The following is a 15903-nucleotide window of genomic DNA, read 5'->3' as shown; positions in this document are numbered from 1 at the left end:
AGACGATCGCCCGTCGTCACGACGATGACCTCGGGGCGTCCAGACCTGATGCACAAATCCGCGAACGCGTCAGGAATCTTAGCTCGCGGCCGTTATCGAGGGAGAACATCCCACCCCGACCGGGAACGACGTCGATGATCAGGTCGGTATGCTTCCAGACCTCGAACTGGGAGGCGCTGATATAGACCGGCGCTCCCCCGATATGACCGAGCAGGACGTCGGTGTCCCCGATGATGAATTCGCCCGCGGGGTAACACATCGGCGACGATCCGTCGCAACAGCCGCCCGACTGATGAAACAGGATCGGGCCATGCTCGGCGACGATTTGTTCGATCAGCCTGAGCGCTGCAGGTGTTGCCGAGACTTTTCCTTCCAACAGTGCCTCCCCGCGAGAAAGGACCGGCGCGGACGCAAGCGACCGCGCCGGTAGTCCAGGGAGAACTCAGAAGAAGCCGAGCTTTTTCGGGCTGTAGCTGACCAGCATGTTCTTGGTCTGCTGGTAGTGGTCGAGCATCATCTTGTGGGTCTCGCGGCCGATGCCGGATTGCTTGTAGCCGCCGAACGCCGCATGCGCGGGATAGGCGTGATAGCAGTTGGTCCAGACGCGGCCCGCCTGGATCGCGCGGCCGAAACGGTAGAGCCGGTTGGCATCGCGGCTCCAGATGCCCGCGCCGAGGCCATAGAGCGTGTCGTTGGCGATCGACAAGGCCTCCTCGTCATCCTTGAAGGTCGTCACCGAAACCACCGGCCCGAAGATCTCCTCCTGGAAGATGCGCATCCTGTTGTGGCCCTTGAACACGGTCGGCTTGACATAGTAGCCGCCGGCAAGATCGCCCGGCAGCAGGTTGCGCGAGCCGCCGGTCAGGACCTGTGCGCCCTCCTGCCGGCCGATGTCGATGTAGGAAAGGATTTTCTCGAGTTGCTCGCTCGAGGCCTGCGCGCCGATCATGGTGGCGGGATCGAGCGGGTCTCCCTGAACGATCGCCTCGACGCGCTTGAGCGCGCGCTCCATGAACCGGTCGTAGATCGCTTCATGGATCAGCGCCCGGCTCGGGCAGGTGCAGACCTCGCCCTGGTTGAGGGCGAACATCACAAAACCCTCGATCGCCTTGTCGAAGAAGTCGTCATCCTCGACGACGACATCCTTGAAGAAGATGTTGGGCGACTTGCCGCCAAGTTCGAGCGTCACCGGAATGAGGTTCTGGCTGGCGTATTGCATGATCAACCGGCCCGTCGTGGTCTCGCCGGTGAAGGCGATCTTGGCGATGCGCGGCGAGGACGCGAGCGGCTTGCCGGCCTCCAGCCCGAAACCGTTGACGATGTTGAGCGTGCCCGGCGGCAGCAGATCGCCGATCAGATCGATCCAGACCATGATGGAAGCCGGGGTCTGCTCGGCCGGCTTCAACACCACGCAGTTTCCCGCGGCAAGCGCGGGAGCCAGTTTCCAACAGGCCATCAGCAGCGGAAAGTTCCACGGAATGATCTGGCCGACGACGCCAAGCGGTTCATGGAAATGATAGGCCACCGTATCGTGGTCGATCTCGGAAAGACTGCCTTCCTGGCCGCGAATGGCGCCGGCAAAGTAGCGGAAGTGATCGATCGCGAGCGGCAGGTCGGCCGCGGTGGTTTCGCGGATCGGCTTGCCGTTGTCCCAGGTCTCGGCCAACGCCAGAAGATCGAGATTCTCCTCCATACGGTCGGCGATCTTGTTGAGAATGACTGAGCGCTCGGCAACGCTGGTACGACCCCAGCCCTCCTTCGCGGCGTGCGCGGCGTCGAGGGCCGCTTCGACATCCTGCTCGTTCGAGCGCGCGATCTCGCAAAGCAGCTGGCCGTTCACCGGCGAACGATTCTCGAAGTACCTGCCGGAGCGCGGCTCGGCCCATTTGCCGCCGATGAAGTTGCCGTAGCGCTTCTGGAAGGGAACTTTCGCGGTCCGTGAAAACTCTACCTTGTTCATGGCTGTCCTCCTCAGATTGCGGCGCTTGATGCGACGCTTTGAGAAAGAAGCTTGTCGAAACCGGACCGTCTTACCAGCCCCGGAAAACCAATCGCCGGCCGGAGTGTCGCAAAACTGAGACACTCGATAGGGTGATTTTCAGTGGGTGCGGTGAAGTTCCAGTCGCCGCAGCTTTCGGTAGAATGTGGCCCGGCTCATGCCGAGCGCTTCAGCCGCCGCCGTGACATTGCCCTCGGCTCGCGCGAGTGCCCGTTGCAGCACCCCCCGCTCCGCCGCGGCAAGGTTTTCGGTCACCGTCCTTGACATATTCATCACTTCCGCTGCAGGCCGCGATTTCTGCAGGCAGGCCTGAGAAATTCCAAGCGCCAAGCGCGCAGCGCGGGTAGCCCCTACAACAAGATCGTCCGCATCGACCGCGATCAGGGCTCGTGCGCCCTTGTCGGCGACGGGGACGACCAGGATGCGCGCCTGCGAATACGCCAGACGAAAGCATTCCGCCTCGATGCGCGCTGCGGCGTCACTCACCGCTGTCGCGATGAGGTTGACGAACTTTTCAATCAACTCGGATCTGCAGGACGAAACATCGAGCGCTGCAACGAGACGCCCCTGATGATCATAAATTGGAGCAGTCGTGCAGCTCAATAGCGCATTGCGCGCATAGAAATGCTGGTCGCGGTGGATTGTCAGCGCTCGTTGTTCGACGAGACACGTACCAATGCCGTTCGTGCCCTCGCTGCCTTCGCTCCAGATTGCGCCCGGCCATAATCCCCAGTCAAAAAATGTCGCATCGTCGCCGGGCGCGCCGCGCCGCACGACCGGGACGCCGTTCCTGTCGGCGAGCAAAACACAGCAACCCGCTCCCCCGACCGAATGATAGAGTCTGTCGAGGCTCGGCTGCGCGACGTGGATCAGCGGCTCCATCTTTTGCCGGGCCCTCCCGAACTCTGAATCCGTCAGTCTCTCGGGAAGGTTGCTTCGAGCCGGATCAAGCTTGTGAAGGCATGCTGACCTCTGCCAGGACGCAATCAGCGCCGATTTCGCTGCACCATTAGATGAGATCGCAGATTGGATCCGATCCGCGTGGTGGGTAGTCCCGGCTGCCGCCATTCGCTCCTCCCAAAATCCGGATTCACTGCTGTCGGCCTCGTCGACCGCTCGATCCAACAACTTTCAAGCCGACATACGATCCCGGTCCACTTCACCCTCAATTCGGCCGGGTACGAGATCGAGAATTGGCACCTGCTTTGTCCGTCGCTTTCTTGTTTAGGGAAAAGTGGATCGTCGTCGGTGACGACGGTCGCGTTACCTTCTGCCCTTTCCCGGCTACCCACACCTCGGTTTGATCGAGGATCGCTCGACTACCTTCTTTGCTGCGGTTTCCTTTTTATCCTTCCTCGGAAACGGGATTTTGCGTTATATCAATATCGGGACGTGTCAACGCCACTACCATCAAAAAACAAACAAAATCCTATGCGAGGGGGAATAGCCTTTGGGAGCCACGCAAAGCAGCGTCGGCGACAGCATTGTCGTCGCGCAAGCCAAGAGCGTAGGTCCACGCGAAGCAGCCGAGGAAATTTCCCGGCAGCTCGCGTTTCTGGATCTTGCGATGATCATCGTGTTCGTTTCTCCATTTTACCACCCCGCAACATTCATCGAAGAACTAACATGCCGAATTCCCGACACGCCGATTTTCGGCTGCACCACCGCGGGTGAGCTGGCACCCGGAGGCTGGGAAGAGGACAGCGTGGTTGCGATGGGCTTCAGTGCTGAGGACTTCATTATCGCAGCCCGGCCCTTTCCCGATTTATCGACCTTTCGAGTTGATCATGGGCGGTCAGTCTGCAGCGAGTTGCATCAAGACTTCACCCGTCTCACCGAAGAACGGGACTGCGGTGAGGAGGCTTTCGGGTTCCTGTTCATCGACGGCATGTGTCAGCGCGAAGAAGCGGTCATGTCCGCGATCTACACTTCGCTGGAAGACATCCCGGTCGTGGGCGGGTCGGCCGGCGACGGTTTGCGGTTTGACAAGTCATGGATCTTCTACGGCGGAAAAGCGCATTCCGATGCGGCCATCCTGATACTGATCAAGACACGCTTGCCGTTCCGGCTTTTCAAATGCGACCACTTCGAACCGACATCGATCAAGATGGTGGTCACAGAAGCGGATATCGAGCGCCGCATCGTCAAGGAAATCAATGCCGAGCCGGCCGCGATCGAATATTCCCGTGCCGTTGGGATTCGAGATACCAAGCTTGATTCGCTGTCCTTTGCCGCGCATCCGGTCCTGGTGCGGGTTGGCGGTTCCTACTATGCCCGTTCGATCCAGCGCATGGATCCGGATGGCTCGCTTCGATTCTTCTGCGCTATCGACGAAGGAATGGTCCTCACCATCGCACAGGTTCGAAACCCGATCGACGCGACGAACGACATTTTCGAGCGGCTGATCGACGATTTGGGCGGCGTCTCCATCTTCATCGGATTCGAATGCGTCCTGCGCCGGCTCGCCGTCGAACAACACCAATTGTCGCGGGAGATGTCCGAGCTGTATCGTCGCAACAACGTTATCGGATTTCAGACCTATGGCGAGCAATATCGGTCCATGCACGTCAATCAGACGCTGACCGGTGTTGCGATCGGAAGGCGAAGGGCCGCGCCGTGATCGACATTGAGCCGGACCAGACCGCGTCGCTCGAACGCGAGATTTCCAAGCTTCGGAAAATCAACGCAGCCTTGATGTCGCGCGTGGAACGCTCCACGGACCAGCAACTCAATGCATTTTCGCTGTTCGAAACGGCGATCTCTCTCGACCAGCAGGTCCGCAACAGAACCCAGCAGCTCAAGCAGGCCCTGCAATCGCTGGAAAAGACCAACGGTTCTCTTTCTCAGGCCAAGCAGCAGGCGGAAGCAGCCAGTTCGCTGAAGTCGTCGGTCCTGATCTCCGTTACCCACGATCTTTTGCAGCCGCTGAATGCCGCGCGGCTGACGCTGTCCGCGCTTGACGAAATGATCGCTTCACCAAAGGGGCTTCTGCTGACCGAGCAGATTGACCGTTCGCTCGCGACGTTGGAAGATCTGCTCCGGACGCTTCTGGATATCTCCAAACTCGATGCTGGCGTTCTGAAGCCAGAATTTCGCCCGGTTTCGATTTCGACGCTATTCGAGCCACTGCGGCACGAGTTCACCCCTGTGGCGGCGAAGCGTCACCTTGTTCTGAGGATCGAACCCTGTGCCGAGACCGTCTTGTCAGATCCGATGATGTTGAGGCGAATCCTGCAGAATCTTCTGGCTAACGCCCTGCGATACACGCAGCGTGGCAGCGTGCTCATGGGTTGCAGACTCAAGGGTGCTAATCTCAGTATACAGGTGCACGACACTGGTCCTGGCATTCCGGAAGCCCAGCGCGAAGCCATTTTCATGGAATTTCAGCGCGGGGAAGCCAGTATTGGCGCCGATGCGGGCATCGGCCTCGGCCTTTCGATCGTTCGGCGGTTCGCTACCGCGCTCAATCATGAGATACATCTGAAGTCGCGCTTGGGGCGAGGCTCGATGTTTGGTGTCACGGTGCCTCGCACCTCCGCACTCGAGGAGGCCGCTTTGACCGGAGAACCTGCGCTTTCCGAGTCCGCCTATGGAGGCATGGAGGATGCGAGGATCCTTTTGATTGAAAACGATCTGTCCAGCGCCGAGGGGCTGGCCAGCCTGCTGGAGAAGTGGGGGTGTGACGTGGCCATAGCGGCGTCGGCAGCAGAAGGACTCGACAGCATCAGGGCGCTTGACGAGCGTCCCGATGTGATCATCGCGGACCTTCACCTCGACAACGGCGAAACCGGTATCAAAGCCGTCGAGGAGATACGCAGCGCAATCAAGACCGAGGTTCCCGCGATTATCGTGACGGCCGATTATTCCGCAAAGGCGGCCTCGGATGCCGCATCCTTCGGACATGAACTATTGAAAAAGCCGATCAAGCCAGCCGAAATGCGGTCCCTGCTCTCCTTTCTATTGACGTGATCTTCCTGCGGGCAGATTCGAGCCGACTATACGAACGGTTCGGTTCAATTGCGTCGCACTTCCCAAATCGCCGACGGCCGCCGGCGTGTTATGTTCTGATCGGATCAGATCGAGTCTGGAAACCTTGATGATTGCGGTGGTGCGGCTTCGGACGCCGAGTTTGCGCAGAATCTCGGTGACATGAACCTTGACCGTCGTGACGGAGATATCGAGTTCGTAAGCGATATGCTTGTTCTGAAGACCTCGACAAATCATGTCGAGAACGCGAAGCTGCTGGGATGTGAGGCGGGAAAGCTGACGCAGCAGGTCCTGAATTTCCGCACCAGCGCGTCTGGCTGCCGCACTCCCGTGAAGCCGCTTCGGGACATAGACCTCCCCCTCCAGAATTGAGCGGATCGATTGGACCAGTTCGGCCTTCGGGGTCGATTTCGGAATATAGCCGGAAACACCGAGCGCCATCGCGCATCCAACGATCCGCGCGCTTTCGAATGCCGAAACAATGACAAGCGCGCTTTTCGGGGCAGCTACGCGTACACGGAACGCTCCCAGAAGCCCAGTGGTGCCGGGCATCGACAAATCGAGCAAAATAACATCGACGGAGCCCTTCGATGCAAGAATATCCAGTGCACCGTCGATCGAAATTGCCTGAAACACTTCAGCGTTGGCAAAGGCGGCCGCAACGACGCCGACCAAGGCGTCTCGAAACAGCGGGTGGTCCTCGACGACAAGCAACCTCACTGCATTTGCCTCGCCTGGGCGCCGGTCTGTTGGCGGCCGATCGCGCCATTCAGCTGCCCTCTCGGGACTGCGGAGTTCGTTCGTGACGATCAGCACATTATCTCAAGGATGGAACGAAGCCTATAGGTCGACGACCGGTTCACCGGCATAACCTGACGTTACCGGGATATCCGCCGGCGCCCGGGGTGATGAAACGCCGCTGACGACCGCCCGGCGCGGGGAAGCGGCTTACTAACCATCCCGATCAGGAGGGCCGTTCCCGTTCACCCCTTGCACTTTGGCAGGGAGCCGGCAATGGCAACGCGATCTTGCCGATTTCGATAATCGCCTTATTGCGGCTGAAGAGCCCGAGCTTGCGCAGAATCTCGGTCACGTGAGCCCTTACGGTCGACTCCGCCAGCTTGAGTTCCGCGGCAATCTCGCGGTTCTGCAGGCCATTCCTGATCAGGTCCAGCACGCGAACCTGTTGGGGCGTCAGCTTCTTGATTTTCTCGCGCAGGGCGGCTTCGGTTTGCACCGGTGTGCCCGCTCCCACGTACCCTTTCGGTGCGGAAACCGATCCACTCAAAATCCGGGCGATTGCGTCCGACAGTTCGCTGACGGAGGTCGATTTGGAGAGATAGCCGACCGCCCCAAGCGCGAGCGCTTCGCGGATCGTCTGCTTGTCATCGACGCTCGAGACAATGAGGATCGGCAGCTTCGGATGGCTGTCGCGCAATCTGAGAAAGCCGGAAAATCCTACGGCATCCGGCAGCAGAAGATCCAGAAGCGCGAGATCGATGTTGCGTTCCGTCGCCAGGATATTCAGCGCCTGCCGGATCGACGCGGCCTCGAAGATTCGGGCATCCGGATGCGATATCCGGATTGCATTTCCGAGTGCTTCGCCAAACAACGGATGATCATCGATAATGAGGAATCCCATCATGAGAGCCTCAAACGAAGCATTGGCTGCATCCAATTTATGATGCCCGCGGCATCCTGCCCGGCAGTCCTAGTTCGAACCGTCGGCCGCTTCCTGCACCGTCTGCAGATATACAAGGACATTTCGAAGCTCATCGTCGCCGAACACTTCTTTCCAGGCAGGCATCCCCTTGGACGGCCTTCCGTCATGAACCGTCTTCCAGTACGTCGCTTCCATGTCTTCGCCATATCGCTTCTTCAGCAGGCGCAGATTGATACGCTTCTCGGCCTGCACGGCGTCAGGCCCGTGGCAGTGCGCGCACGTCCCGTTGAACAGCTCGTGGCCAGCCGAAATATCCCCGGAAGCGGCAACCTTCACTTCGGCGGGTTTGCTGTCGCCGGTCGATTGGCCAACGGTCACAGGTTCCTTCGAAACCGCATCGGCGATGGCGGTCGGATGGCCGAGCTCACCGAATTTGACCGGCGCGTCGCTCGGCACGCCATATTTCACGAACAGCCTGGCAATGTCCTCCTGCAGGGACGGTAGAACCACGTTAACATCATCCCGAAGCACCGTCGACGCTTTCGCAAAGCCGATCGCGGTGGACCACATCAGCCCCTCGCCCGCTGTGGTTCTGATCCGGTATTTTTCTCCGTAGGCGGTGCTGTTGAGCCAACCGGCCACAGGAGCCCAGATAAAGGCGACGTCGGCCTTTCCCTGGTCGAGCATCTTCATTCCTTCGTCAGGACTCAATACGGTGATCTTCTCGATCTCGTCGCGCAGCGCGAGCAGGTTTTGCGGTGTGGTCTGATACTGTACGGCGACGCGCAACCCCTTCAAATCGTCGATGCCCGCGATGTTCCGGCCCTTCACGCTCACCAGCGCGTAACCTTCCCTCGCGATCGGCTTCGAGAAGATGACGGCAGGCCCCATGAAATCGTCCACCTGCGGCAAACCAACCATGGCGTCGCACTGTTTGCTCAACAGCGTTTCACGAACAGTTCGCTTGCCGAAGTAGGACTTGTACCAGCTGTAGGTCACCGGCCGCTCCAGTTTCCGTGCGACCAACTGGCCGATCTCAAGATAGAGGCCGGGCCGTGCCGGGTCATCGCTCGAGAACGGCAGGTTCGTCGGATCCGCGCAGAGACGCAACGGCCTCATTTCATCGGCGCCGGCTCGAACAGCCGGCGTCGCCATAATTGTGGACAGCAGCAGCGCTCGCGCAACCTTCTCCAACCGGGAGCCGTGTCTTGAAAGACGAGCTACGTTTGGAACTGTGCGGATCACTGCTTCCTCCACCCATTTGTCTTATTGCAGAGCAAACACAAACAGGGCGCCGCCTTCGGGCGCAGCTGCCACCATCTTCTTGCCGATCTCACCAAGGAAGGCTGGAAGGGCGGCCGTGCGTCCGACGACGATGGCGACATACTGCTTGCCGCCCACCGAGTAGGTCACAGGGCCCGCACCGATTCCGCTTCCAAGGTTCTTGCTCCACAGCACCTTGCCGGTCTTCGCATCAATGGCGCGGAAATCACCGTGTAGATTGCCGGAGAACACCAGATTGCCGCCGGTGCTCAGCGTTCCGCCATTGAATGGCAGGTCTTCCTTGATGCCCCAGACCTTCTTGTTGGCGACCGGATCCCAGGCGACCAATTCTCCGAGGAAACCGCCGGGCCCTTCCTTGGTCGGGAATTCAGCGCCGAGATAGAACACCCCGCGCTTGTAGCTGACATCGCTCACCGACCAATCCATGCAAACATTGTTGGCCGGAATGTAGACGAGGCCTGTCTGCGGATTGAACGACATCGGCTGCCAGTTTTTGCCACCGATCAGGTTCGGGCAGATATCCTTGGCAGGATGGCCCGGCCCCGGACGCTTGTCGGGATCTTCCTCGGCACGCATGGTGCCGATGTCGAATTTCTTCGCCCAGTTCGCGTAGACGTATTTTTCGGCCGAGATCATCTTGCCGGTTTCCCGGTTGGCGACGAAGAAGAAGCCGTTACGATCAGCCTTCATCAAGACTGGCGTGTTGGCTCCGCCGATCTTCAGGTCGGTCAGCAGCAATTCGTTGACGCCGTCGTAGTCCCAGGCATCGGCCGGCGTGCCCTGGATGTGCCACTTGATCTTGCCGGTGTTCGGGTCGATCGCGAGGGTCGATGCAGTATAGAGGTTGGTCAGCTTGCCGAAATTGCCGTCCCCGGTCGAGCGGACGCCGGTATTCCAGGGCCCCGGATTACTGGTTCCCCAGTACACCGTGTCAGTCTTCGCATCATAGGAGCCGACCAACCACGCCGCTCCGCCGCCGTGAAGGCCGGTATCGCCCTTCCACGTGTCGCTGCCGGGCTCACCTGGCCCCGGAACGGTGTAGGTCTGCCAGAGCAGTTTGCCATTGTTCAGATCGAACGCCAGAAGCGCGCCCCGGACACCATATTCGCCACCGCCGAAGCCGGTGATGATCTTGTCGCGAACGACGAGCGGCGGAGAGGTGATAACAGAACCCTGCTTGTAGTTGACGACAGCCGACGTCCAAAGCTCCTTGCCGCTGGCGGCATCGAGCGCCGTGAGCTTGCCATCGAGCCGGCCGATGAAGATCTTGCCGTCGGCATAGGCGACGCCCCGGTTGTTGACGTCGCAGCAGGCATACTGCAGCACGTCATCCGGTATATCCGGCTGATAGGTCCATTTCTGCGCGCCGGTCACGGCATTTATGGCGTAAACATATTTCGGTCCCCACGACGTCGTGACGTACAACGTGTCCCCGATCACGACCGGAGACGATTCGTTGGAACGAAGCGAGGCCAGCGACAACGAGTAAGCCAATTGAAGCTTGCCAACGTTCTCCGCAGTGATTTGCTTGAGCGGGCTAAAGCGCGTGTTGCCGTAATCGTGCCCAGCGACCGCCCAGCCGTTGGGGTCCGATACAGCCTTCACAACCGAATCGTTGGCTTGGACGCTGCTTGCGGCAACCATCGCAAAGGCAGCGATCGAAACGCCAGCAAAGATACTCCTGCTTCTGAGTCCCATCTGTGTCCTCCGGAAATTCTTGTTACCGCGTTCGCAAATTCAGGGCTGGTTACGCGGAAATATCGATGCGGCGTTGTTTCGCCCATCGCGAAGAAAGTGCCAGCAACGCCGTCGCGCACGTATAGGCGGAAGGTAGTAGTTCATGCGAATAGCGACTTGCTCTCATGACTCCGCTGCGCCAATCGAACTTTGTGCGCCGCCGCATGAGTTCTGTTCGACCACCGGTCGTTCGCCCGACAAACGATGAATCTACCTGGAGATGCGTGCTGCTTGGAGATCGATTTGACCGTGGACCGATCGGCTCCGCCGCACGCCAGAGGCGCCGCTCCGGCCTACTACCTTGATCGCAGTTCCCTAACCGGACGCGCGTGCTTAAATGCACCCACCACGCGAAACATGCAGTGGTGGGAAAACACACCTGTCAACGTCCCCAACTTGAAATGAGGAAACATGACCTGGAACGCTCCGAAAATCGTTGAAGTCGCCGTAGGGATGGAAATCAACATGTACGCGTGCGCGTCACGCAAAGCATGACTCGTTTTCGCCGCCACCCTCCAGAACAACCCATCTGGACGGTGGCGGCGGATCGAGAGACCGATCGCTGGTTCAGATTGCGTCGAGCCAGCCAACGAAATTGACGAAAGGGATACTCTCATGATCGGTCGCGTAGTTCTATTTGTATCGCTGATGACATGCTCCGTCACCGCGTTTGCCGCGGAGTCCAACGGTGATCCGGTCTCCGGAAGGGCCATCTTTCAGCACACCTGCCAAAACTGCCACTCCGTGGAAATCGGAGTAAACAAGGTCGGACCGAGCCTTTGGAACGTCGTGGGGCGCGTCCCGGCCAGTGTGCCGGATTACACTTATTCGGAAGCCATGAAAGCAAACAAGAGCACGTGGTCCGCGTCCAACCTGGATGCCTATCTTGCGGATCCGCGCGGGGACGTTCACGGCGCGAAAATGTTCTTCAAGGGATTGCCGGACTTCAGGGATCGCGCCGACGTCATCGCCTATTTGACAACCTTGAAATAAGCCACGTGAACTCGCTGTTGACGACCGCAGCAGGCGGTCTCGCGCCTCCATAGACTTCATGCGCCGCCTGCGGTCATCCGTCGATTTGATCTACATCAACAGCCCCCTCGAAGCATCGTCATAGGATGTTTTAAGCTGGCGGAAAGCAGCCTGCATTTCCGTTTTACTTGAAGCGTTATGGCCACGAGTCCGCAGCCCGCCTTTCGCGTGCCGCGCCGGTTAACTTGCGCGACTACTTTGTCGGTGAGCTTGTCTGCGATTTCCCGGGAGGAACAGGATGGATGCGGAAAGCCACGAAGCGATCCAGCGGGATCCCGACTACAAGGAGTTGGTGCGGCGACGTTCGTCCTTCGGATGGACGCTGTCGCTGATTATGCTCGTCATCTATTTCGGCTTCATTCTGCTGGTCGCGTATGCGCCCAAATTCCTCGGCATCCCGCTGGGGACAGGTGTAACGACCATCGGCATTCCGATCGGCCTGTTCGTTATTGTCTCGGCGTTCGTGCTCACCGGCATCTATGTGAGTAAGGCCAATTCCAAATATGACACCCTGATCCGTCGAATTGTCGAGAGGTCGTAGCCGTGAAAAATTTACCCTGCGTCCTCGCGACAGCGATCCTTGCCAGCCTGCCCACACTCGCACTTGCTGCCGGCACCATCGACGGTGGCACAAAGCAGGCGATCAACTGGGTCGCCATTGGCATGTTCATCGCCTTTGTCAGCCTCACCCTCGGCATTACATATTGGGCGGCGAAACAGACCGCTTCGGCCGCGGATTTCTATTCCGCCGGCGGCGGCATCACCGGTTTCCAGAACGGCCTCGCGATCGCCGGGGACTACATGTCGGCAGCCTCTTTCCTGGGCATCTCGGGCCTGGTTTACACTTCCGGCTATGATGGCCTGATCTACTCGGTGGGATGGCTGGTCGGCTGGCCGATTGTCACCTTCCTGATCGCCGAGCAGCTACGCAATCTCGGCAAGTTCACCTTTGCCGACGTCACCTCGTTCCGGCTCGGGCAAACCGAGATCCGCATTCTCGCTGCTTGCGGCTCACTGGTCACCGTCGCCTTCTACCTGATCGCGCAGATGGTCGGCGCCGGGAAGCTCATTCAGCTGCTGTTCGGTCTCGACTATTGGATCGCGGTCGTCCTGGTCGGCGGCTTGATGATGGTTTACGTGACCTTCGGCGGCATGAAGGCAACGACCTGGGTGCAGATCATCAAGGCAGTATTGCTGTTGATGGGCGCCACGTTTATGGCCGGCGCGGTGTTGTACAAATTCGGCTTCAGCCCGGAAGCCCTGTTTGCCACGGCAACGCAGGTGCACCCCAAGAAGCTCGCAATCATGGAGCCGGGCAGCTTGATCTCCAACCCTCTGTCGGCGATCTCGCTCGGATTGGCGCTAATGTTCGGCACGGCCGGACTGCCGCATATCCTGATGCGTTTCTTCACAGTGAAGGACGCTCAAGCCGCCCGCAAGTCGGTGTTCTATGCGACCGGCTTCATTGGCTACTTCTACATCCTAACCTTCATCATCGGGTTCGGCGCCATTGTGCTGGTCTCGACCGATGCAGCGTTCCTTGACGCGAGCATTCTGGAGAAGACGAAAAGCGGAATCGCGGCGATCAAGGGCGGCTCCAACATGGCAGCGATCCATCTCGCCAAGGCGGTCGGAGGCAACGTGTTCCTCGGCTTCATCTCTGCCGTGGCCTTCGCCACCATCCTCGCGGTGGTATCGGGCTTGGCGCTTGCCGGCGCCTCATCGATCAGCCATGACCTCTACGCTATGGTGATCAAGGACGGAAAGGCCAACGAGCAAGACGAAATCCGCGTCTCGAAGATCGCGACCCTGTTCCTGGGCGTGCTCGCGATCATTCTGGGCATCATATTCGAGAACCAGAACGTCGCCTTCATGGTCGGACTTGCATTTGCCATTGCAGCGTCATGCAACTTCCCGGTACTGGTGACTTCGATCTTCTGGAAGGGGCTGACCACGCGGGGCGCATTGATCGGCGGCTTCCTCGGACTGATCAGCGCCGTCGTCGGCGTCGTCCTGTCGCCAGCCGTATGGGAAGCGACGCTCGGCAACCCCAAGGGGTCGGCACCGATCGCGCTCGACAACCCGGCACTGTTCTCGATCGCGATCGCGTTCGCCGGCATCTGGCTGTTTTCAATTCTGGATCGCAGCGCGCGGGCCAAGGCCGACCGCGAAGGCTTCGATGCACAATTTGTGCGCTGCCAGACCGGCATCGGCGCATCAGGCGCCACCACGCACTGAAGCCGGGCATCGAGAACCGTCCATGCCCGGGTTCCCGGCGAACTTCGGTTCAGGTACGCGAAGGCCAACCTAACTTGGCAGGCCGAGTATCCGCCCGGTTGAATCATTTGGCTGGCGCTGTGTAATCCTAAGCTCGCCAGCGCCCGGTCGGGGAATACAGATGCCCAACTCCTTCGATGCCACCAATCCACCCTTCGACCGCCTGACGTCGCAAGAGGTTGAGACACTGCGTGCCGCGCTGGATATCGACTACTTCCGCCCAGGCGAAACCATCATCGCTCAGAATGCGCCAGCCAACGCCCTGTTCGTCGTCATCAAGGGCACGATCGAGGAGCGCGACGGCAGCGATCTGCTGGCGTTGCTCGGTCCCAAGGACACCTTCGACAGCCGCGCCCTCGTCCACGGCAAGAGTGGTCACGCATTCGTGGCCCGTGAAGAGACGCTGTGCTACGTCGCTCCCAAGAACGTGACGCTCGGCATGATCCAGAGCAATCACCGGTTTGCCTCGTTCTTCTACCGCGAGATATCTCACAAACTGGATGAACTCGCCCGCGACGAAGAGGAGCGGCGCTACGGCTCGCTGATGCGCGCTCGGGTCGCCGAGCTGTTCCTGCACCCCCCTGCGTTCATCGACGCGAGCGACACCATCGAAGCCGCCGGCCATTTGATGCGCGAGATCGGCAGCAACGCGCTGTTCGTTCGCGACGGCGAGCGCATCGGCATCATCACCGGCATGAACCTGTCCAAGGCCGTGGTGCTGCGGCGCCAGGCGATTGAAACACCCGTGCGGGAACTCGCGCATTTTGACGTCGTGACACTGCGGCCGGATGATTTCGTGTCGTCCGCCTTACTGCTGATGACGAAAAGAAACAAGCGACGCGTGGCGGTGCATGACGGCGAGCATTATGTCGGCATCCTGGAAGATATCGACCTGCTCGGCTTCCTCGCCGGCAGCGCCCAGGTCGTCGCCGGCCGTATCGATCGCGCCTCGAGCAAGGATGACCTGGTGATCGCCGCGCGAGAAACCGCGGCGCAAGTGCGCACCCTGCGCCGCCAAGGCGTCAAGGTCGAGGTGATCGGAGAAGTCGTCTCCGACCTCAATGGGCGCCTGTTCTCCCGGCTTTTCGATATGATCGCACCCGACGAAATCCGGACCGGTAGCTGCCTGGTCGTCATGGGCAGCGAAGGCCGCGGTGAACAGACCGTGCGCACCGATCAGGACAACGGACTTATCCTCGCAGGCCCTGCCGACACGGCGGCGCTCGCTGCGTTCAGGACCGATTTCTCTGGCGCGCTGGCAGATTTCGGCTTTCCGCCCTGCCCCGGCAACGTCATGGTGCGCAATCCGGTTTGGTCAAAGCCGCTTTCGGACTATCTCGCGGATTTCCGCCGCTGGGTGGCATTGCCTGACGAAACAGCCCATATGAACGTGGCCATCTTCTACGATGCACGCGCTGTCGCCGGCGACACGCAGTTGCTGACAACGGCCAAGGCCGCATTGATCGATCTGATCCGCGGCGAGCAGGCTTACCTGGCTCATTTCGCGCGTGCTGCGGACGCCTTCGCGACACCGATCGGGCTGTTCAACAACCTGGTCACGTCCGAGGGCAAGGGCGATTCGCTCGACCTCAAGAAGGGTGGCCTCTTTCCGATCGTTCACGGCGTCCGCAGTCTCGCGATCGAGCATGGCCTGCTGGAAACGGCGACCGACAAGCGCGTCGCGCGGCTGTGCGAAATCGGTGTCCTGCAAGCCGACTTCGCCCGCGAGTTGAGCCAGACCTTTCGCTTCCTGCTGACGCTGAGGCTTGATGGACAGCTGGCTGCATCGGCGGGCACCTCGGGAACGCTCGTGCGACCGTCATTGCTTTCAAGCATAGAACGCGATCTATTGCGTGACGCCTTTCAGGTGGTCAAACAATTCCGCGGCATCATTCGCCATCACTTCAATCTTGGCATGTTTTGA

At 59.7% G+C, this 15903-nt stretch carries 14 protein-coding genes; 7 read left to right on the top strand and 7 right to left on the bottom strand.

Annotation, left to right across the window (positions count from 1 at the left end):
• Positions 1-16: 16 nt before the first annotated feature.
• The 3 genes from NL528_RS24145 to NL528_RS24135 form a co-directional block, all read right to left on the bottom strand.
• Positions 17-376 (bottom strand): DUF779 domain-containing protein, encoded by a 360-nt coding sequence (locus NL528_RS24145; protein ID WP_309176949.1) that lies wholly within the window; start codon positions 374-376, stop codon positions 17-19.
• A gap of 66 nt (positions 377-442) precedes the next feature.
• Positions 443-1960: an aldehyde dehydrogenase gene (gene adh / locus NL528_RS24140; RefSeq protein ID WP_309176948.1), complete on the bottom strand. Its 1518-nt coding sequence runs from the start codon at positions 1958-1960 to the stop codon at positions 443-445.
• A gap of 138 nt (positions 1961-2098) precedes the next feature.
• The gene (locus NL528_RS24135) at positions 2099-3067 is read right to left on the bottom strand and encodes a GAF domain-containing protein (RefSeq protein WP_309176947.1); all 969 of its coding nucleotides are present in this window, start codon (positions 3065-3067) and stop codon (positions 2099-2101) included.
• Between the two features lie 382 nt (positions 3068-3449).
• Here NL528_RS24135 and NL528_RS24130 point away from each other — a divergent pair, with 382 nt between their 5' ends.
• Together NL528_RS24130 and NL528_RS24125 are read left to right on the top strand one after the other, a co-directional pair.
• On the top strand, positions 3450-4619 hold the full coding sequence (locus NL528_RS24130; protein ID WP_309176946.1) for an FIST N-terminal domain-containing protein: 1170 nt from the start codon (positions 3450-3452) through the stop codon (positions 4617-4619).
• A 5-nt stretch (positions 4620-4624) separates the two neighbouring features.
• On the top strand, positions 4625-5968 hold the full coding sequence (locus NL528_RS24125) for an ATP-binding protein (protein WP_375144071.1): 1344 nt from the start codon (positions 4625-4627) through the stop codon (positions 5966-5968).
• Here NL528_RS24125 and NL528_RS24120 read toward each other — a convergent pair.
• The 4 genes from NL528_RS24120 to NL528_RS24105 all read right to left on the bottom strand — a co-directional run bounded on the left by NL528_RS24120 (position 5957) and on the right by NL528_RS24105 (position 10577).
• Positions 5957-6802, bottom strand: a complete 846-nt coding sequence (locus NL528_RS24120) for a response regulator transcription factor (RefSeq protein WP_309176944.1) — start codon at positions 6800-6802, stop codon at positions 5957-5959. The two genes, NL528_RS24125 and NL528_RS24120, sit on opposite strands and share 12 nt — an antisense overlap.
• Before the next feature lie 148 nt (positions 6803-6950).
• The gene (locus NL528_RS24115) at positions 6951-7631 is read right to left on the bottom strand and encodes a response regulator transcription factor (protein ID WP_309176943.1); all 681 of its coding nucleotides are present in this window, start codon (positions 7629-7631) and stop codon (positions 6951-6953) included.
• Between the two features lie 66 nt (positions 7632-7697).
• Complete coding sequence (locus NL528_RS24110; RefSeq protein WP_309176942.1) at positions 7698-8906, bottom strand: c-type cytochrome; 1209 nt, start codon at positions 8904-8906, stop codon at positions 7698-7700.
• 9 nt (positions 8907-8915) lie between these two features.
• Positions 8916-10577 (bottom strand): PQQ-dependent dehydrogenase, methanol/ethanol family, encoded by a 1662-nt coding sequence (locus NL528_RS24105; RefSeq protein WP_309185023.1) that lies wholly within the window; start codon positions 10575-10577, stop codon positions 8916-8918.
• A 504-nt stretch (positions 10578-11081) separates the two neighbouring features.
• Between NL528_RS24105 and pqqA the strand changes: the two genes are divergently transcribed.
• From pqqA to NL528_RS24080, 5 genes are all read left to right on the top strand, one after another.
• Positions 11082-11165, top strand: a complete 84-nt coding sequence (gene pqqA / locus NL528_RS24100; RefSeq protein ID WP_309185022.1) for a pyrroloquinoline quinone precursor peptide PqqA — start codon at positions 11082-11084, stop codon at positions 11163-11165.
• 120 nt (positions 11166-11285) lie between these two features.
• Positions 11286-11663: a cytochrome c family protein gene (locus NL528_RS24095; protein WP_309176941.1), complete on the top strand. Its 378-nt coding sequence runs from the start codon at positions 11286-11288 to the stop codon at positions 11661-11663.
• 277 nt (positions 11664-11940) lie between these two features.
• Positions 11941-12243 (top strand): DUF485 domain-containing protein, encoded by a 303-nt coding sequence (locus NL528_RS24090; RefSeq protein WP_309176940.1) that lies wholly within the window; start codon positions 11941-11943, stop codon positions 12241-12243.
• A 2-nt stretch (positions 12244-12245) separates the two neighbouring features.
• Positions 12246-13940 (top strand): cation acetate symporter, encoded by a 1695-nt coding sequence (locus NL528_RS24085; RefSeq protein ID WP_309176939.1) that lies wholly within the window; start codon positions 12246-12248, stop codon positions 13938-13940.
• A 160-nt stretch (positions 13941-14100) separates the two neighbouring features.
• Positions 14101-15903: a putative nucleotidyltransferase substrate binding domain-containing protein gene (locus NL528_RS24080; protein ID WP_309176938.1), complete on the top strand. Its 1803-nt coding sequence runs from the start codon at positions 14101-14103 to the stop codon at positions 15901-15903.

The sequence above is a fragment of the Bradyrhizobium sp. Ash2021 genome (assembly GCF_031202265.1).
In the GTDB taxonomy this organism is placed as follows: Bacteria; Pseudomonadota; Alphaproteobacteria; order Rhizobiales; family Xanthobacteraceae; genus Bradyrhizobium.
This window is presented reverse-complemented; position numbering and strand designations above follow the sequence as displayed.